Source organism: Prauserella shujinwangii (assembly GCF_003001955.1).
Taxonomy (GTDB): domain Bacteria; phylum Actinomycetota; class Actinomycetes; order Mycobacteriales; family Pseudonocardiaceae; genus Qaidamihabitans; species Qaidamihabitans shujinwangii.
Genome location: NZ_PVNH01000005.1, coordinates 101655 through 120534 on the forward strand (window position 1 = coordinate 101655; position 18880 = coordinate 120534).

General features: G+C 71.2%; 16 protein-coding genes. 4 read left to right on the top strand and 12 right to left on the bottom strand.

Going from position 1 to position 18880, the window contains the following annotated elements; translation table 11 throughout:
* Positions 1–69 precede the first annotated feature (69 nt).
* Positions 70–3366, top strand: a complete 3297-nt coding sequence (locus B0I33_RS13185) for a S8 family peptidase (protein WP_106179039.1) — start codon at positions 70–72, stop codon at positions 3364–3366.
* A gap of 43 nt (positions 3367–3409) precedes the next feature.
* On the opposite strand, the gene B0I33_RS13190 is transcribed toward B0I33_RS13185, so the two are convergent.
* From B0I33_RS13190 to B0I33_RS13210, 5 genes are all read right to left on the bottom strand, one after another.
* Positions 3410–3853 (bottom strand): heat shock protein transcriptional repressor HspR, encoded by a 444-nt coding sequence (locus B0I33_RS13190; protein ID WP_106179040.1) that lies wholly within the window; start codon positions 3851–3853, stop codon positions 3410–3412.
* Complete coding sequence (dnaJ, locus tag B0I33_RS13195) at positions 3853–5028, bottom strand: molecular chaperone DnaJ (RefSeq protein WP_106179041.1); 1176 nt, start codon at positions 5026–5028, stop codon at positions 3853–3855. Before dnaJ ends, B0I33_RS13190 begins: the two co-directional genes overlap by 1 nt.
* 27 nt (positions 5029–5055) lie before the next feature.
* Positions 5056–5772, bottom strand: coding sequence for a nucleotide exchange factor GrpE (grpE, locus tag B0I33_RS13200; protein ID WP_106179042.1), 717 nt, complete (start codon positions 5770–5772; stop codon positions 5056–5058).
* Entirely contained in the window at positions 5769–7634 is a 1866-nt protein-coding gene (dnaK, locus tag B0I33_RS13205; protein WP_106179043.1) for a molecular chaperone DnaK, read from the bottom strand. Before dnaK ends, grpE begins: the two co-directional genes overlap by 4 nt.
* Positions 7635–7827: 193 nt before the next feature.
* Positions 7828–8544 carry a DUF4097 family beta strand repeat-containing protein gene (locus B0I33_RS13210; protein WP_106179044.1) on the bottom strand — a complete coding sequence of 239 codons (717 nt, stop codon included), beginning with the start codon at positions 8542–8544 and terminating at the stop codon, positions 7828–7830.
* Positions 8545–8717: 173 nt separating this feature from the next.
* Between B0I33_RS13210 and B0I33_RS13215 the strand changes: the two genes are divergently transcribed.
* Complete coding sequence (locus tag B0I33_RS13215) at positions 8718–9257, top strand: YbhB/YbcL family Raf kinase inhibitor-like protein (RefSeq protein ID WP_106179045.1); 540 nt, start codon at positions 8718–8720, stop codon at positions 9255–9257.
* 64 nt (positions 9258–9321) lie between these two features.
* Here the strand turns inward: B0I33_RS13215 and B0I33_RS13220 are convergent, their stop codons facing one another.
* Together B0I33_RS13220 and B0I33_RS13225 are read right to left on the bottom strand one after the other, a co-directional pair.
* On the bottom strand, positions 9322–9882 hold the full coding sequence (locus B0I33_RS13220) for a TetR/AcrR family transcriptional regulator (RefSeq protein WP_106179046.1): 561 nt from the start codon (positions 9880–9882) through the stop codon (positions 9322–9324).
* The gene (locus tag B0I33_RS13225; protein WP_106179047.1) at positions 9879–10205 is read right to left on the bottom strand and encodes a DMT family transporter; all 327 of its coding nucleotides are present in this window, start codon (positions 10203–10205) and stop codon (positions 9879–9881) included. The genes B0I33_RS13220 and B0I33_RS13225 overlap by 4 nt, the downstream gene beginning before the upstream one ends.
* 151 nt (positions 10206–10356) lie before the next feature.
* Between B0I33_RS13225 and B0I33_RS13230 the strand changes: the two genes are divergently transcribed.
* Positions 10357–12681: a (Fe-S)-binding protein gene (locus B0I33_RS13230; RefSeq protein WP_106179048.1), complete on the top strand. Its 2325-nt coding sequence runs from the start codon at positions 10357–10359 to the stop codon at positions 12679–12681.
* A 142-nt stretch (positions 12682–12823) separates the two neighbouring features.
* Positions 12824–13531: a DUF742 domain-containing protein gene (locus tag B0I33_RS13235; protein ID WP_106179049.1), complete on the top strand. Its 708-nt coding sequence runs from the start codon at positions 12824–12826 to the stop codon at positions 13529–13531.
* Here the strand turns inward: B0I33_RS13235 and B0I33_RS13240 are convergent.
* From B0I33_RS13240 to B0I33_RS13260, 5 genes are read right to left on the bottom strand one after another with little or no spacing between them, the layout of a single operon-like run.
* Positions 13493–14524 carry an ABC transporter ATP-binding protein gene (locus B0I33_RS13240; RefSeq protein ID WP_106179050.1) on the bottom strand — a complete coding sequence of 344 codons (1032 nt, stop codon included), beginning with the start codon at positions 14522–14524 and terminating at the stop codon, positions 13493–13495. The genes B0I33_RS13235 and B0I33_RS13240 overlap by 39 nt on opposite strands.
* A complete protein-coding gene (locus tag B0I33_RS13245) occupies positions 14517–15494 on the bottom strand; it encodes an ABC transporter ATP-binding protein (protein WP_106179051.1) in 978 nt (325 codons plus the stop codon). The genes B0I33_RS13240 and B0I33_RS13245 overlap by 8 nt, the downstream gene beginning before the upstream one ends.
* A complete protein-coding gene (locus B0I33_RS13250; protein ID WP_106179052.1) occupies positions 15491–16381 on the bottom strand; it encodes an ABC transporter permease in 891 nt (296 codons plus the stop codon). Before B0I33_RS13250 ends, B0I33_RS13245 begins: the two co-directional genes overlap by 4 nt.
* Positions 16378–17304, bottom strand: coding sequence for an ABC transporter permease (locus B0I33_RS13255; protein WP_106179053.1), 927 nt, complete (start codon positions 17302–17304; stop codon positions 16378–16380). The genes B0I33_RS13250 and B0I33_RS13255 overlap by 4 nt, the downstream gene beginning before the upstream one ends.
* Positions 17305–17311: 7 nt before the next feature.
* The gene (locus B0I33_RS13260; RefSeq protein ID WP_106179054.1) at positions 17312–18868 is read right to left on the bottom strand and encodes an ABC transporter substrate-binding protein; all 1557 of its coding nucleotides are present in this window, start codon (positions 18866–18868) and stop codon (positions 17312–17314) included.
* Positions 18869–18880: the final 12 nt, after the last annotated feature.

Consider the following 18880-nt stretch of genomic DNA (forward strand, 5'->3'; position numbering starts at 1 on the left):
CACCGTTCCGCGATGTGGATGATTGTTGTGCTTGGCGAAATTCGGTTCTCATGGAGAAAACCCGCGGCGGTGCTCGCCGCGCTGGTCCTGGTCGCCGCCGGTTCCCCGGCCGCGACGGCACAGGGCGGTGACCAGCCACCCGCGCCCGGCACGGAGCGACGAGCCGAGCAGCACAGCGTCACGCTGCTCACCGGAGACCGCGTCGTCACCGGCGCCGAGGGCCGCCGGGTGGTGCGGATCGTGCCCGCGGAGGGCAGGTCGGACCTGACCTTCTCCACGTACCGGAAGGAGGGGCACCAGTACGTCGTCCCCTCGGACGCCGGTACCCGCATCGCGGCGGGCGTGCTGGACGAGAAGCTCTTCGACGTGACCGAACTGGTCCGGTCCGGCTTCGACGACGCGCACCGCGCGACCCTGCCGCTGCTGGTGACGTTCTCCGGGGAGACCGGCCCGGCCGCGCTCGAGAACGCACCGGGCGCCACCGTCGGCCGGAGTCTGGCCAGCATCGACGGCGTCGCGGTGGCCGCCGACAAGTCGTCGGTGAACCGGTTGTGGACCGGTATCACCACCGACGATGCCCGTGCGCTTGCCGGGGGCCTGGAGAAGGTGTGGCTGGACGCGCGGTACCACGCGGCGCTGGACCAGAGCGTGCCGCAGATCGGCGCCCCCGAGGTCTGGGACAGCGGCTACACCGGCGAGGGCACGACGATCGCGGTGCTCGACAGCGGCGTCGACGAGAGTCACCCGGACCTCGCCGGGCGGCAGCTCGCCCAGCGGAACTTCTCCCAGTCCCCGACGATCGACGACCGCCACGGCCACGGCACCCACGTCGCCTCGATCGCACTGGGCAGTGGCGCCGCGTCCGACGGGACGTACACCGGTGTCGCCCACGGGGCCGAGTACCTCGACGGGAAGGTTCTCAACGACGACGGTAACGGCCTCCTCTCCGGGATCATCGCCGGGATGGAGTGGGCCTCGGCCGAACGGGGCGCCGACATCGTGAACATGAGCATCACCAGCTACAACGCGCCGGGGGTGCAGCCCATGGAGGAGGCCGTCAACACGCTCTCCGCCGACCACGGCACCCTGTTCGTGGTCGCGGCCGGCAACGAAGGTCCCGGCCCGGCCTCGATCAGGTCCCCCGGCAGCGCCCGGGCTGCGCTCACCGTCGGCGCGGTGAACGACGACGACGAGCTGGCACGCTTCTCCAGCAGGGGCCCGCTGCCCAGCCGCCGCACGCTGAAACCGGACCTCACCGCCCCCGGCGTGGCCATCATGGCGGCGCTCAGCTCGGATGCCCCGGGTGGTGACCCCGGCGAGGAGAACTACAGCCTGCGCAGCGGCACCTCGATGGCCACGCCCCACGTCGCGGGGACCGCCGCGCTCGCCCTGCAACAGCACCCCGACTTCAGCCACGACCAGCTCAAACGCCTGCTGACCGGCTCCACGGTGCCCTCCGCGGGGCTGACGGTGTTCCAGCAGGGCTCCGGCCGGGTCGACGCGGCCCGCGCGGCCACCCAGCCGCTGCTGCCCGGGTCCGAGGAGATCGACTTCGGAGTCCAGCGCTGGCCGCACGCCGGTGAGGAGCCCGCCCGCCGGACCCTGAGCTACACCAACATGACCGACAGCGACGTCACCGTCGAGTTCCGCGCCGAAGCGAGGGGCCCGGACGGTGAGCCCGCGCCCGGTGGCCTGTTCACCACATCGGCGCCCCGGCTCACGGTGCCCGCGGGAGAGACGGCCGCCGTCACCGTGCTCGGTGACGTCACCGCCGTCGACGCCCCCGGCTACTACACCGGGACGATCGTCGCGGACACCGGGGAGTCCACGGTGCGCACGCCGGTGGCCGTGTACCGGGAGCAGGAGAGCTACGACCTGACGCTCCGCCACCTCGGCGCCGACGGCGAACCCACCACCCACCACCGGACCGAGATCGTCGACGTGGACAGCGGCGAGGTCTACTCGCCCGAGGGCGCGAACGGGACGGCGACCGTACGCCTGCCGGTCGGCGAGTACGTGCTGCACAGCAACATCACCGGCCGGACGGGCGAGCCGCCGAACGAGTACCTGCTCGCCTACCCGCACCTGACGTTCGACGGCGCCCAGACCGTGACGCTCGACGCGCGCCGCGCGGAACCGGTCCGGGTTTCCCCACCGAACCCGGAGGCCACCGCCGTGTTCGGCGAGGTCCAGTACGTACGCACGGACGTGGACATGGACATCCCGTTCGGTGTGGTGACCTATGGCGGGCCGCTCGACCGGATCCACACCGCCCACCTCGGGCCGCGACTGTCCCGCGACCAGCTCAGGTCGCTGGTCAACACCCAGTGGACGGCATCGTCGGGCGACGAGTTCTACGGGCTGGCCTGGTACCGGTACGGCCAGGTGCCCACCGGCTTCACCCGCGACGTCGGCAGGCGGGACGTCGCGAAGGTCCGGGTGCGCTACGGCGCCCCGGAGGAGGGAGTGGCGCACGCCGCGGGCGCCGCCCCGTCCCCGCACGGCACCGCGGGCAGGCAGGGTGGCTCCACCCTGGTCGACATCTCCGTCCCGGCCACGCGCACCGAGTTCTACAACTCCGGCGAGGGCACGGTGGACTGGAACCGGTACCTGCACATGGAAGAGGTGGGTTCACCGCTGCCGTTGCCCCTTGGCCACCTCTACGCGCCCCCGCGGCAGTACCAGCCGCCCCGGCAGTACCGGGAGTCGTTCAACCACGCGGTGTTCAGTCCCGTCCTGCCCCGCACGTCCCAACCGGACCGGTGGGTGGTCCGCGACGGGAACACGATCACGATCGACGCGCCGCTGTTCGGCGACGGGGCGGGCAACTGGGGCCGTTCGGCGACCGTGCCCTCGGCCTACACGCGGCTGTTCCAGGGCCGGGTCCTGATCGGCCAGGAAGACGATCCTGGCCGCGGGACGTTCACGGTTCCGCCCGACGAGGCCGACTACCGGCTGACCACCGAGGCCCGCCGGGTACCCGCCTTCGGGCTGAGCACGCGGGTGGCCGCGACGTGGACCTTCCGGTCGGCGCGGACCGACGAGCCCACCAGGCTGCCGCTGTCGACCGTCCGGTACTTCGCCCCGCTGGACGACCGCGGGACGGCACCGGCGGGTGTGCCGTTCCTCGTGCCCGTCGCCCTGCAGAAACAGGCCAGCCCGCGGCTGTCGCCGGCGCACCGGCTGAGCGCCGAGGTGTCCTACGACAGCGGCGAGTCCTGGTCCTCGGCCCGGGTGATCGGCAACTCGCTGCTGGTGCTGCGCCACCCGGAGGACGCGGACACGGTGTCGCTGCGGGTGTCCGCCGCCGACGCGGACGGCAACACGGTGGAGGAGACGATCATCGACGCCTACCGGTTGCGCTGAGCCCGTCGTGAGTGGGAAACGTGGTGAGAACGACGTTTCCCACTCACGAGGGGCGGCGGGGGCGCCAGACCACCAGGGCGTTGCGCCTGCGGACCGGCACCAGTTCCTTGCGGTAGGAGGCGTGCACGGCGGCGGCCGCCTGCTCGGCCGCCGCGTAGGCTGAGGCCAGCTCCTCGGTCAGCTCGGCCACCCGGTTCTGCAGGGCCTCGACCTGGTTCTCCAGCTCGATGATCCGCTTGATCCCGGCCAGGTTGACGCCCTCCTCCTGCGACAGCCGCTGCACCTCCTTCAGCAGCGCGATGTCGCGGACGGAGTACCGGCGACCGCCGCCGGGGGTCCGGCCGGGGGACACCAGTCCCAGCCGGTCGTAGGACCGCAGTGTCTGCGCGTGCAGCCCGGACAGCTGCGCGGCCACCGAGATCACGAAGACGGGCGTGTCCTCGTCCGCACCGTGCGGCAGTCCACCAGGTACTCCAGAACCGAGCATCATCCACTCCGTTCCCGCAGCAACGCCGTGATCTCCGGCCGCGGATCCTGCTTCGCGACCGCATCGGCGTAGTCCTCGAGGGCCTTCTTGGCCTTGCCGTCCACCTTGGACGGCACGACGACCTGAAGCGTGACCAGCAGGTCACCCTGCGAGCCGTCGCGCTTCGCGATGCCCTTGCCCCTGGCCCGGAGCACACGGCCGTTGGCCGTGCCCGCGGGCACCTTGAGCGACACCTTGCCGTCCAGCGTGGGCACCGTGATGGTGCCACCAAGGGCCAGCTCCGTGAACTCCACCGGAACGGTGATCGTGAGGTCATTGCCGGACCGGCCGAACACCCGGTGCGGGTTGACGTGCACCCGGACGTAGAGGTCGCCAGCGGGCGCACCGCCCCGGCCGGGCTCGCCCTGGCCGGCCAGCCGGATCCGCTGGCCGTCGTCCACGCCGGGCGGGATCCGCACGGTCAGCGTCCGCGTCCGGGTGCTCACCCCTTCGCCGAGGCACTCGGGGCACGGATCGTCGATGATCGAACCGCGGCCCCGGCACTCCCGGCAGGGCTCGGAGAACGCGAACGCGCCCTGGCTCCGGCTGATCAGCCCGGAACCGGCGCAGAGGGGGCAGACCCTCGGCTGGGTTCCCGGCCGCGCGCCGTTGCCCCCGCACGTGCCACAGGTCGCCGGGCTCGACAGCCGCAGCGGCAGCGTCGCACCGCGCACGGCCTCGGCGAAGTCGATCCGCACGTCGGTCTCGACGTCGGAACCACGCTGGGCCCGGCTCGCCGGGCCACCCGCGGCGCCGCGGCGGCCGAACAGGTTGCCCAGCATGTCACCGAGTCCGCCGAAACCGCCCGCGCCCTGCTGGCCGAAGATGTCGCCGAGGTCGAACCCGCCGGGGCCGCCCTGGCCACCGCCGGGGAAGCCGAAGCCACCGGGCCCGCCGGAGCCGAACAGCCTGCGCGCCTCGTCGTACTCCTTGCGCTTCTCCGGATCGGACAGCACCCCGTACGCCTCGGAGACGGCCTTGAACTTCTTCTCGGCCTCGGCGTTGCCCGGGTTCGCGTCGGGGTGGTTCTCCCTGGCCAGCTTGCGGTAGGCCTTCTTGATCTCGTCCTGGCTGGCGTCGGAGGAGACGCCCAACTCGCGGTAGAAGTCCTTACCGATCCATTCCCTCGCACTCATCGGGCGTCCCCTCCCTCCCTCGCTTCGTCAGCGTGCGTTCTCATCGTCGTCGAGCGGCAGCTCGCCACCGACCGGTGCGTCGAGCGGCTCCTCGGCCGGACCGGCCTCCGGCGCCTGCCCCGGCTCGTGGTCGGTGACCCCGACCAGTGCCGCCCGCAGCACGCGGTCGCCGAACCGGTAGCCGCGGCGCAGCACCGTGGTGACGGTCGGCCCCGCCACGTCGGGCGAGGTGGCGTGCTGCACGGCCTCGTGGACGTTCGGGTCGAAGGGCTCGCCCTCCTTGCCGAACGACTCGAGACCCGCCTTCTCCAGCGCGCCCACCAGCTTGTCCGCGACGGCCTTGAAGGCGCCGGTGAGGTCGCCGTGCTGCTCGGCACGCTCCAGGTCGTCAAGCAGCGGCAGCAGGTCGTTCACCACGGAAGCCTTGCCCGCGACGGAAGCGGCCTCGCGGTCGCGCTCCACCCGCCTGCGGTAGTTGGCGTACTCCGCCTGCAACCGCTGCAGGTCCGCGGTGCGCTCCTCGAGCTGCTTCTCCACGTCCGACGCGGGCGCCACGGCCTCGTCCACCGTCTCAGCACCGGCCGCGGGGCCGGGGGTGCCCGCCGCGGCGGGCACCTCCTGCGCCTCCTCGGTCACCGGCTGCCGCAGCTCGCCGGTCTCCGGGTCGATCTTCCGCCGATCACGCACGACCACTGGCTCCTGCGGTTCCGCTCGCTCGTCGTCGTACCGTTCCGGCCCGGTCACTTCTTGTCGTCCTCGTCGACAATCTCGGCGTCCACCACGTCATCGGCCTTCTGCGAGCCGGAGGTGTCGCCGGCCGCGCCACCCGCGGCGCCGGCGGCACCCTCGGCGCCCGCCTGCGCGCCGGTGTTGGCGTACAGGGCGGTGGCGAGCTCCTGGGAAGCCGAGTTCAGCTTCTCCATGGACTCCTTGATCTTTGCGGTGTCGGTGCCCTTGAGCGCCTCGTTGGCCTCGTCGATCGCGGTCTTGACCTTGCCCTTGAGGTCCTCGGGCAGCTTCTCGTCGTTGTCCGTGAGGAACTTCTCGGTCTGGTAGACCAGCGTCTCGGCCTGGTTGCGGGTCTCGGCCTCCTCGCGGCGCTTCCGGTCCTCCTCGGCGTGGGCCTCGGCGTCCTTGACCATCCGGTCGATCTCGTCCTGCGGCAGCGCGGAGCCGCCGGTGATCCGGATGGACTGCTCGTTGCCCGTGCCGAGGTCCTTCGCGGTGACGTGGACGATGCCGTTGGCGTCGATGTCGAAGGTGACCTCGATCTGCGGCACGCCGCGCGGGGCGGGCGGGATGCCGGTCAGCTCGAACATGCCGAGCTTCTTGTTCTGCGCCGCGATCTCGCGCTCACCCTGGAACACCTGGATCTGCACCGACGGCTGGTTGTCGTCCGCGGTGGAGAAGATCTCCGAGCGCTTGGTCGGGATCGTGGTGTTCCGCTCGATGAGCTTGGTGAACACACCGCCCTTGGTCTCGATGCCGAGCGACAGCGGCGTGACGTCCAGCAGCAGGACGTCCTTCACCTCACCCTTGAGCACACCGGCCTGCAGCGCGGCGCCGACGGCGACGACCTCGTCCGGGTTGACGCCCTTGTTCGGCTCCTTGCCGCCGGTCAGCTCCTTGACCAGGTCGGTGACCGCGGGCATCCGGGTGGAGCCGCCGACGAGCACCACGTGGTCGATGTCGCCCACGGCGATGCCCGCGTCCCGGATGACGTTGTGGAACGGGGACTTCGTCCGGTCGAGCAGGTCGGACGTGATCCGCTGGAACTCGGCGCGCGACAGCGTCTCGTCGAGGAACAGCGGGTTCTTGTCCGCGTCCACCGTGATGTACGGCAGGTTGATGTTCGCCGTGGTCGAGCTGGACAGCTCGATCTTCGCCTTCTCCGCGGCCTCCTTGATGCGCTGGAGCGCCATCTTGTCCTTGGTCAGGTCGATGCCGTGGGAGGCCTTGAACTTGTCGACGAGCCAGTTGACGATGCGCTCGTCCCAGTCGTCACCACCGAGGTGGTTGTCACCGCTGGTGGCCCTGACCTCGACCACGCCCTCGCCGATCTCGAGCAGCGAGACGTCGAACGTGCCGCCGCCGAGGTCGAAGACCAGGATGGTCTGCTCCTTCTCGCCCTTGTCCAGACCGTAGGCCAGGGCGGCCGCGGTGGGCTCGTTGACGATCCGCAGCACGTTGAGGCCGGCGATCTGGCCCGCCTCCTTGGTGGCCTGCCGCTGCGCGTCCTCGAAGTACGCGGGCACCGTGATGACGGCGTCCGTGACCTCCTCGCCGAGGTAGGACTCGGCGTCCCGCTTGAGCTTCATCAGCACGCGCGCGCTGATCTCCTGCGGGGTGTAGGCCTTGCCGTCGATCTCGGTCTTCCAGTCGGTGCCCATGTGCCGCTTGACCGACCGGATGGTCCGGTCGACGTTGGTCACGGCCTGGTTCTTCGCCGACTGCCCGGTCAGCACCTCGCCGTTCTTGGCGAAGGCGACGACGGACGGGGTGGTCCGGGAGCCTTCCGAGTTGGCGATGACCGTCGGCTCACCACCCTCGAGGACAGAGACGACCGAGTTGGTCGTGCCGAGGTCGATGCCGACCGCTCGCGCCATGTGTGTTCCCTCCTGCTTACGTGACCTGCGCTGGTCCGGTCTGTCCTGAACAGCGCCATCGCTTCCACATTGAGTGGGGTTCACTCAAGTTCTAGCCGGTGCTCCGGCCGCTCGTCAAACCGGACTTGAGTGGAGGCCACTCAACCTTCCTGCCAGTCCCAACGAGCGGGTCGCCACCGTTGTTCCCGGCGGCTCAGGCGGGCAGGACCGTGACGTCACCGCTGTTGGTGCTCAGCTCCAGCAGGTTCGGAGCCGCCGGGTCCTGCGGGATCTGGACCTCCCGGTCCCCGCTGTTGCTCTCCCCTTCGACCCGGTACTCGCCGTCTGGCACCGCCACCTCGATGTCCCCGCTGTTCGCGTGCGCGCGGACCGTGCCCTCCTCGGCGAGGCGCAGGTCGATCCGCCCGGAGTTCGCCTCCACCTGGACGTCCCCGCGCAGGCCCGCGCCGTGGACGTCACCCGAACTCACGTCGACCCGGACCGGCTCGGAGACGTCGACGACCCGCACGTCCCCGGAGCTGGCGTCGACGTCGACCGCACCGACGCCCTCCAGCGTGACGTCGCCGGAGGACACCTCGCCACGGACCGCCGTGCCGCGCGGGACCGTGACGTCGTAGCTCACCGAGCAGAACCAGTCACAGCCGTTCAGCACGAGCGTCTGGCCGTCGACCGCGAACGCCGCGTCGGGGCGATCCCAGCGGTAGGAGTACGTCTGCCGCACGACGGTGCGCTCGACGTCGCCAGCGCGGATCGTGACGTTCCCGGACTCGTTGTCGATCCGGACGTCGCGGATCGGGTCGTCCACCGTGTCCGTGGCCTCCGCCGTCGACGGCCACAGCCAACCGAACGCGATCGCCGCGCCCACGGCGATCAGCGCGACGCCCCCGATGGCCAGTCCAGCCCGCCCCATGGTGAGTCCTCCTGCCGCAACTTCCCTGCGGTCCTCACGCTAGGACCCGCCGGACGAACAGGGCATCAGGGCCTACCCCCTATTCGACCCTGAGGTCGTCCCCAGCTTCGGGATCGGGTGATCACCACTAGCCTCGGGGACGGACCCGATTTCCAGACCGCTGAGGAGGACTGATGCCCCAGGCACCCGACCCGTACGAGTCGCTCCCGCCCGTTCCCTCCTTCACCCTGCGCAGCAACGACGTGGCGGAGGGAGAGACGCTGCCGACGCCGCACCGCAGCGGGATCTTCGGCGCGGGCGGCGAGGACCGGTCCCCGCACCTGAGCTGGGAAGGCTTCCCCGCCGAGACGAAGAGCTTCGCCGTCACCTGCTTCGACCCCGACGCGCCCACCGGCAGCGGCTTCTGGCACTGGGCCGTGTTCAACATCCCGGCCTCGGTGACCGAACTGCCGTCCGGCGCGGGCGACGCGAGCGGGTCCGGGCTGCCGGACGGCGCGCGCACGCTCAGGACCGACGGCGGGGTCCGGCAGTACCTCGGCGCCGCTCCGCCTCCCGGCCACGGCCCGCACCGCTACATCTTCGCCGTGCACGCGCTCGACGTGGACTCGCTCGACGTCGGCGAGGACGCCACGCCCGCCTTCCTCGGCTTCAACATGTTCGGGCACACGCTGGCCAGGGCCACGCTCACCCCGGTCTACGAGAACAAGGGCTGACCTGCCCGGCTCGCCTCGTGAGTGAAAACCGTTGTTCTTACCACGTTTTTCACTCACGAGGTGCTCAGCGGGGTTTGAGCAGGTAGTCGACCACCGGCCGCAGTTCCTCGGCGGTGGGCGGCTCGTCGTCGATCAGGCCCTGGATGAGCAACCCGTCGATACCGGCCAGGAACACGCGGAACGCGACCTCGTCGTCGTGCCGGACCATCGACGTGAGCACGTCCAGCCAGCGCCGCGCGGCCGGGCGCAGCTCGGGCCTGCGGGCCGCGAGCAGATACAGCTCGTACTCGGCCATCGTGCGGCCCCGGCGCGGCCCGAGCGCCTCGGCCAGCAGATTCGCCACCTCCTCGGCACCGCGGCTCCCGCGCGAGCGGGCACGGTCGATCATCCAGTACACCTCGGTCGCCATGTCCCGTGCGCACGAGATGAGGGTGGCGATCAGCAGGTCGTCGAGGCTGGCGAAGTGGTACGTGGTGGAGGTGGTCGGCACCCCCGCCTCCCTGGCGACCGTCCGGTGCGTCACCCCGGCCACGCCGTCACGCTCGATCACCCGCAGCGTCGCCTCGATGATCTCGGTCCGCCGCCGCTCGCCGCGGACCTTGCGACCGTCGACCCGTTGCCTCAATGCGCACCACCCAGCTCCAACAGGGTCACCCCACCGATGATCAGCACCAGGCCGGCGATCATCGTGAGGTTCAGCTGCTCGTTCAGGAACATCGCCCCGATCAGGGCCACGAGCGCCACGCCCACGGCGGACCAGATGGCGTAGACGACCCCGACCGGCATGCCCATCTTGAGCACGCGCGCCATGAGAAAGAAGGCCAGTCCGTAACCGGCGGCCACGACGACCGACGGAACGGCTTTGGTGAAGCCGTCCGAAAGCTTCAGCGCGACCGTGCCGGTGACCTCGGCCACGATGGCGGCGGCCAGGAGCAAGTAGGCGACCATGGGGCCATGCTACCTGAACGATAGTCCCAAAATATCCGAGTCGTGCACCACATCCGTGGGACTTTGCCGCCGCCGATCGGTTACTCATCAGTAAGAAGAGATAGGCTCCCCGGAACCCACCGCGAAGTACCCCGAACCGAAAGGCCCGATCATGGGTGCACTGCAGATCACGCTCGGCGTGGTCGGCGTTGCCGTCAGCCTCGTCGCCTGGGTCGCCTTCATCATGGGCGTGGTGCGCCAGGTGCGCATCATCCGCCTCGGCCAGCCGGACGCGACCCGCAACGGTCCCTTCTGGCCGCGCATGAAGACGCTGATCAAGGAGTTCGCGGCCCACACCAGGATGAACAAGTTCCGCACCGTCGGCCCGTGGCACTGGCTGGTGATGTGGGGCTTCCTCATCGGGACCGCCGTGTGGTTCGAGGCGTACGGCGAGATGTTCGACGCCGAGTTCGCCTGGCCGATCATCGGGCACTGGGCACCGTGGCTGTTCCTCGTGGAGATCCTCGGCGTCGGGACCGTGCTCGGCGGCGTCGCGCTCGCCGTCATCCGGCAGCGCAACCACCCGCGCCGCGCCGACCGGCAGTCCCGCTTCGCGGGTTCCAACTTCGCCCAGGCCTACTTCGTCGAGGCCGTGGTGATCATCGAGGGCCTCGGCATCGTCGGGGTCAAGGCGTTCAAGATCTCCAGCGGGATCGAGGACCCGGCGCTGTGGACGAGCTTCGTCAGCAAGCCGCTCGGCGCGATCCTGCCCGCGAGCGCCGCCGCGGTGTCGATCACCGCCCTGATCAAGCTGCTCTCCGGCATCGTGTGGCTCTACGTCGTCGGCCGCACGCTGACGATGGGCATCGCCTGGCACCGGTTCAGCGCCTTCTTCAACATCTACTTCAAGCGCGAGGACGACGGCGGCGTCGCACTCGGCAGGCTCAAGCCGATGATGAGCGACGGGAAACCGCTCGACTTCGAGGAAGCCGATCCGGAGAAGGACGTGTTCGGCGCGGGTCAGGTCGAGGACTTCACCTGGAAGGGCTGGCTCGACTTCACGACGTGCACCGAGTGCGGCCGCTGCCAGTCGCAGTGCCCGGCGTGGAACACGGGCAAGCCGCTGTCGCCGAAGCTGGTCATCACCCAGCTCCGCGACCACGCCTACGCCAAGGCGCCGTACCTGCTCGCGGGCGGCAAGCGGGACATGACCGGTGAGGAGATCGGCCTGACCGGCGACAACCCGCACGCGGGCATCGACGTGCTGGCGCTCGCCGAGTCGGAGCGGCCGCTGGTGGGCGGCCCCGAGGAGAACGGCGTCATCGACCCTGAGGTGCTGTGGTCGTGCACCACCTGCGGCGCCTGTGTCGAGCAGTGCCCGGTGGACATCGAGCACGTCGACCACATCGTCGACATGCGCCGGTACCAGGTGATGATCGAGTCGAACTTCCCTACCGAGCTGAACGGGATGTTCAAGAACCTGGAGAACAAGGGCAACCCGTGGGGCCAGAACGCCAAGGACCGGCTGAACTGGGCCGACGACCTCGACTTCGAGGTGCCCGTGTTCGACGGCGAGTGGGGCGACACCGAGTACCTGTTCTGGGTCGGCTGCGCTGGCGCGTTCGAGGACCGCGCGAAGAAGACCACCCGCGCCGTGGCCGAGCTGCTGCACATCGCGGGCGTGCGGTACCAGGTGCTCGGCCCCGAGGAGACCTGCACGGGCGACCCGGCGCGCCGGGCGGGCAACGAGTTCGTGTTCCAGATGCTCGCCCAGCAGAACGTCGAGGTGCTGAACTCGGTGTTCTCCGAGACAGAGCCGTCGAGTCGAAAGATCGTCGTCACCTGTGCCCACTGCTTCAACACGCTCGCGAACGAGTACCCGGAGCTGGGCGGTCAGTACGAGGTCGTGCACCACACCCAGCTGCTCAACCGGCTCGTGCGCGAGAAGCGGCTGACCCCGGTGGCACCCATCGCCGAGGACGTCACCTACCACGACCCGTGCTACCTGGGCAGGCACAACAAGGTGTACGAGGCTCCGCGTGAGCTCGTCGGCGCCTCGGGTGCCGCGCTGCGGGAGATGCCGAGGCACGCCGAGCGCTCGATGTGCTGCGGCGCCGGTGGCGCGCGCATGTGGATGGAGGAGCGCATCGGCAAGCGCATCAACGTCGATCGCGTGGACGAGGCGCTGGGCACCGCGCCGTCGAAGATCGCCACCGGCTGCCCGTTCTGCCGCGTGATGCTCACCGACGGCGTCACGTCCCGGCAGAACGACGGCGACGCGGGGCAGAACGTCGAGGTCGTGGACGTCGCGCAGCTCCTGCTGTCCTCGGTGAAGCGGGGTGAGCAGCAGAAGGCCGCCCCCGCGCCCGCGGCGGTGTCCGCCGGGCCCGCGGCCGGGGCCGCCGAGAGCGGCGGCGAGGCCGAGGCCGACGGCAGGGCCGACGTGCCGACCGACGAGGTGCCCTCCGGCACGGCGCAGACCGAGGAGGACAAGTAACCGAACGCGGTGGCGGGGGTGCCGAGTGTCGCGGCACGGCGTTCGGCACCCCGGCCCCCTTGCCCGCCCGGGTAACATGGACCGACCTCGTCGTCAACGTCGCCAAGCGAGGTCGTGACCCCAGCATGCGAGGCGGACGAGCGTGGGCAAATCCGATCGACCCGAGCAGGCCGGTTCCCCGGCCACCGGGCGTTCGGGTGCCCGTTTCCCCTCGGCACGCCAGCGGCAGCGGTTCGAGAACGCCGAACCGGAACCGGCCCCGGCCGAACACCCGCCGCGCGGTGCGGAGCGCTCCCGCGTCGGTCGCTCCGGCGCCCGCTTCCCCTCGGTGAAGCTGCTCGAACAGTTCGAACAGGTCGAGTCCGCCGAACCGCCGCCGACGCGGGTGCCGGCCACCCCGCCACCGCCACGTCGGCCACCACCGGCTCCGTCCGCCCCGCCGCGGCAGCGCACCACGCTCACGTTCGCCGAGGGCGAGGGGCTGGCGGAGGCAGGTGATGCGGGCGACGAGCACCGCCTGCGGGTGCGGCCGTACGTACTCACCAAGGGCCGTACCCACGCTGCGCACCACCTCGCCGTCGAGACCCTCGTCTCCGTCGATCCGCGCGGGCCGTGGCGCCGCGGTCCGCTCAGCGGCGAGTACCAGGCCGTGCGCAGACTCTGCGTCCAGCCCAGGTCGGTCGCCGAGGTCGCGGCCACCCTGGCCGTGCCGCTCGGCGTCGCCCGCGTCCTGCTCAGCGACATGGCCGACGCGGGCCTGATCGTCGTCCACGGCAACCGGGCCACGGCGGAGGGCAGACCCGACCTCCCGCTACTGGAGCGCGTGCTCCGTGGCCTGCGCGCGGTCTGACAACGGCAGGTGGCACGCCACCCGGTGACCGGGACCGCCCGGCGCGGGTTCGAACGGCGGCACCACGTCGGCACAGCGCGGCTCGGCCTGCCAGCAGCGGGTGCGGAACCGGCAGCCCGAAGGCGGATCGAGCGGTGAGGGCACCTCGCCCTTCAGCACGATCCGCTCGCGGCTGCCCTCCCGCACCGCGTCGAGCGACGGCGCGGCCGACAGCAGCGCCGCCGTGTACGGGTGAGCCGGTGCGGCGAACACCTCGTCGACAGGGCCCGACTCGACCACTCGCCCCAGGTACATCACCGCCACGCGCTCGGCGACGTGCCGCACCACCGACAGGTCGTGGGAGATGAACAGGTAGGACACCCCGAGCTCGGCCTGCAGGTCGGCGAGCAGGTTCAGCACCTGCGCCTGCACCGACAGGTCGAGCGCGGACACCGGCTCGTCGCAGATCAGCACGTCGGGGCCGAGCGCGAGGGCCCGCGCGATCCCGATGCGCTGCCGCTGCCCGCCGGAGAACTCCTGCGGGTAGCGGTCGGCGTCGGACGCACGCAGCCCCACCAGCTCCAGCAGTTCCCTGACCCGGGCGGCCCGGCGTTCGGGCGGGACGATGTCGCGGTGGGTGAGCCACGGTTCGCCGATGAGCTGGGCGGCGGTGAGCCGGGGGTTGAGTGACGCGTACGGGTCCTGGAACACCATCTGGATCCGGCGTCGCCACGCGAGCAGCTCCTTGCCGCGCAGGGCGAACGGATCCACACCCGCCGTCCGCACGGTGCCGCCGTCCGGCCGTTCCAGGAGCATCAGTACCCGCGCGAGCGTGGACTTGCCGCAGCCGGACTCCCCGACGAGGCCGAGCGTCTCCCCCCGGCCGAGGGTCAGGTCGACGCCGTCGAGAGCCCGCAACCCACCCCGGCGGGACCGGCCGGGCACCCGGAAGGTCTTCGTCACGCCCTCCACCCGCAGCAGCGGCTCGGCCGGCGCGGTAACCGGATCAGCCATCGGCGAGCTCCTTCCAGTAGTGGCAGGCCGAGGCGCGGCCCGGCCCGGTCTCGGCCAGCGGCGGCCGCTCGGTGGCACACCGCTCGGTGGCCAGCGGGCAGCGCGCCCGGAACGCGCAGCCGGAGGGCAGGTCGGCCAGCTCGGGCGGGGCGCCGTCGATCGACCGCAGGCGGGTGCCCCGGTCCCCGGCGGCGGGCACCGAGTCCAGCAGCCCGCGCGTGTAGGGATGCCGGGGCGCGCGGAACACCTCGGCCACCGGTCCGGTCTCCACCACCGCGCCCGCGTACATCACGGCCACGTGGTCGGCCTGCTCGGCGGCCACCGCGAGGTCGTGCGTGATGAGCACGAGCGCCATCCGCTGTTCGGTGCGCAGTTCGGCCAGCAGCTCCATGATCTGCGCCTGCACCGTCACGTCGAGCGCCGTGGTCGGCTCGTCGGCGAGCAGCACGGCGGGCCGCAGGGCGACGGCCATCGCGATCAGCAGGCGCTGCCGCATGCCGCCGGAGAACTGGTGCGGGTAGGCGTTCAGCCGCGACCGCGGCTCCGGGATGCCGACCCGGTCCATCAACTCGACCGCCTTCTCCCTGGCGGCCCTGCGGGACAGCTTCTCGTGGATGCGGAACGGCTCCGCGAGCTGGGTGCCGACCGGGTAGACGGGGTTCAGTGCGGTCAGCGCGTCCTGGAACACGATCGCCAGCCCAGGCCCGGCGAGCTTGCGCCTGCTCGCGGGGTCGAGCCCCAGCACGTCGACGCCGTCCAGCCGCACCGCGCCGCCCGCGACCTCCGCGACCGGTCCGAGCAGCCCGGCAATGGCCTGCGCGGTCATGCTCTTGCCGCAGCCCGACTCGCCGAGCAGGGCCATCGCCTGTCCGGAGTGGACGGTGAAGCTGACGTCCCGCACCGCGCGCACCCGCCCCGCCGGGGTCCGGACGTCCACCGAAAGCCGTTCGACCTCCATCGCCACGGTCATGCGGAGATCCTTTCCTTGCGGGGCAACGTCAGCCGCCAGCGCTGTCCCGGGTCGCCCGCGACCCTGGCCCAGGCGGCGAGCATCGCCGCGGACACGGTGGTGAACACGATGGCCAGCCCCGGGAACACCGCGATCCACCAGGCGGTCTGCAGCTCCTGCCTGCCCTGCGCCACCATCAGCCCCCAGGACACGTCCGGCGGCTGGATGCCGATGCCGAGGAAGCTCAGCGACGACTCGGTCAGCATCACGAAGCAGAAGTCCACCGCGGCCACCGTGAGCAGGGTCGGCAGCACGGACGGCGCGATGTGCCTGCGGATGATCGCCCCGCTGCCCGTGCCGAACGTCCGCGCGGCGTCCACGAACAGCCTGCTCCGCAACTCCGCCGCCTCCGCACGGGCCGTACGCAGGTAGACCGGGATGCGCGCCACGGCGAGCACGGCGATGAGGTTCGCGACGCTCGGCGTGAAGACGTAGAGCACCACCACCGCGAGCAGCAGCGAGGGGAAGCTCAGGATCACGTCGCCGACCCGCATCGACACGTTCTCCCGCCAGCCGCCGGAGAACCCGGCCCACATGCCCCACGCCGAGCCGACCGTCAGGGACAGCAGCACGGCGGGGACGGCGACCGACATCGTCGTGCCCGCGGCGACGACGAGCCGGGCGGCGACGCTGCGCCCGAGCGAGTCGCTGCCGAGGACGAACTCCCAGCCGTGCCCGATGCTGAACGGCGGCAGGTTGACCGCCCGCAGGTTCTGCTCCACGGCGAGGTCGCCGAGCAGCACCGGGCCCACCGCGGCGCAGAGGGCGATGAAGCCCAGCACCACGACGGCCGCGCTGGCGAACCGGTCCTTCGCCAGCAGGGACAGCATCGACGCCTTGCCCGTCATGCCATCACTCCTTGCCGCACCCGCGCGTCGAGCAGCGCGTAGCAGATGTCGATGAGGATGTTGAGCGCGAAGATCGTCAGTGCCGTGATCAGCACCGCCGCCTGCAGCACCGCGAAGTCGCGCTGCAGGATCGAGTCGATCATCAGCTTGCCGATGCCCGGCCAGCCGAAGATCGTCTCGACGACGACCGCGCCGTTCAGCATGCCCACCGCGAGGTCGCCGGCCACGGTGAGGGCGGGCGCCCCGGCGTTGCGCAGCGCGTGCCCGAAGACGACCCGCGCCTCGCCCGCACCCTTGCTGCGGGCGACCTTGACGTAGGGCGCCGACAGCGCGGACACCATCGCGCCCCGCACCACCTGGACGAGCACGCCGAACGGGCGGATCAGCAGGGTCGCGACGGGCAGCACCCACGCCGCCGCGCCGACGGTGCCGGACGTCGGCAGCCAGCCGAGCGTCACGGAGAACAGCAGGACGCCCATGATCGCGAACCAGAAGTCCGGGATGCTGGCCGCCGTCGCCGAGAGGAAGCTCGCGCCGCGGTCGGCAGCCGAGTTGGGCCGGTAGGCCGCGAGGCTGCCGACCACGGCCGCTCCCACGACGGCCAGCAGCATCGTCACCCCGGCCAGCTGCAGTGTCGCGGGGAACGCCCGCAGCACGGCCTCCGCCGCGGGCTGCGCGGTGCGCAGCGACTCCCCGAAGTCCAGGTGCACCAGCTGGGCGAGGTAGTCGCCGAACTGGACGAGCACCGGCTGGTCGAACCCGTTGCGGGCGGCGAACTCCGCCCGCATCTCGGGGGTCGCGGACAGCGGCAGGTAGAGGTTCGCCGGGTCCCCGGTGAGGCGTGCCAGGAAGAACACGCCGAGGATCACGACGAGCAGCGGGAGGGCGCTGGAGATGATGCGGCGTCGCAGGAACGTGAGCATGGGCGCCTCAGTTCACCGGGCGCATCTCGGCCAGGCGCATCTCGTCGTTGGTCGCGGAGTTCGGCTCGTACTCCACGTTCGGCGACAACGCGATGATGCCGGTCATGTGCGCCAGCACGGCGTCCCGGACCACCTCGTCGTTCTGGTGGGCCAGCGCCCGCGCGAACTTCTCCTGACGCTCCGGCCCGGAAGCCTGCTCGGCCTGTTCGATCAGCGTGTCCAGCTCGGGAGTGCCGTAGCTGCTCTGCGCGCCCTCGGAGCCGTAGATCTGGCCCATCGTGAACGCCGCGTCACCCGCCTGGTTGCCGTGCTGTGCCTGCAGCAGCGTCGGACCGATGTCGGCGGGGAAGGGCCGCAGCAGGTACTCCAGCCAGGCGTTGACGTCGAGCATCTTGATCTCGACCCGCAGCCCGGCCTCGAGCAGCGAGTTCTGGGCGACCTCCATCGCCTCGGCGGCCTTCGGGTAGATGCCGTTGCGGCCGATGATCGTGATCGGCCGGTCCACCGGCACGCCGTCGGCCTTGGCCTCCTTGATGAGCGACTTGGCCTTCGCCATGTCGTACGGCCACGGCTCGATGTCGGGGTTGTGCCCGGTGACACCGTCCGGCACGACCTGGCCCGCCGGCTCGCCGAGCCCGGCGAACACGGACGCCACCAGGCCTTCCTTGTCGAGCGCGTAGTTGATGGCCCGGCGCACGCGGATGTCGTCCAGCGGGGCCTTCGTCGCGTCGATGCGCAGGTACGACGTCTCGTTGTTGGGATACTCGACCGCCGCGTCGCCCGCACCGTCGGCCGGCGCGAGCCCGACGGCGATGTCCGCCTCGCCGCTGTTGACCATCGCGGCCCGGATGCTGCCCTCGCCGCGCCAGACGTAGCGGGCGCTGGCGTAGGCGGGCGCGGTGCCCCAGTAGCCGTCGTAGCGGGCGAGGGTCAGGCTCACGCCCTGGTTCCACTGCTCGATCCGGTACGGGCCGGTGCCCACCGGCTCGCGCACCTTGCCCTCGGCGTCGGTCTCGGCGGGCACGATCTCCACGAAGGACAGCCGCAGCGGCAGGATCGGGTCCGGTTCCGCCGAGGTGACCTCCAGCGTGGTGTCGTCGACGACCTTCGTGGTCAGCTCGCTGTCGCCGAAGACGTAACCGTCGACGTTGCAGCCGATGTCGGAGGAGACCGTGCGGTCGATGGAGAAGGCGGCGTCCTCCGCGGTGAACGCCGAGCCGTCGTGGAACTTCACGCCGTCGCGCAGGGTGAACGTCCACGACGTCGGCGACGTCTGCTTCCACTCGGTCGCGAGCTTCGGCTGCACCTCCCCGGTGGCCGGTTCGCGCTCGGTGAGCGGTTCGGTGATGTTGGAGCGGGTGACCCGGCCCGTCGCGGTGAGGGAGGCGTCGCAGGGCTCCAGCGTGGGCGGCTCCTCGGGCAGCACGATGCGGACGGTGTCGCCCGCGTCCGAGGCCGAGCCGCCGCCGACCGAGCACGCCCCGGTCAGCGCTACGGCCCCGGTGGCCAGCAGCACGGCCGCTCTGGGCACCCGGGACGGGGTGGCCTGGCGTAACGGAAACATCGTTGTTCCTCC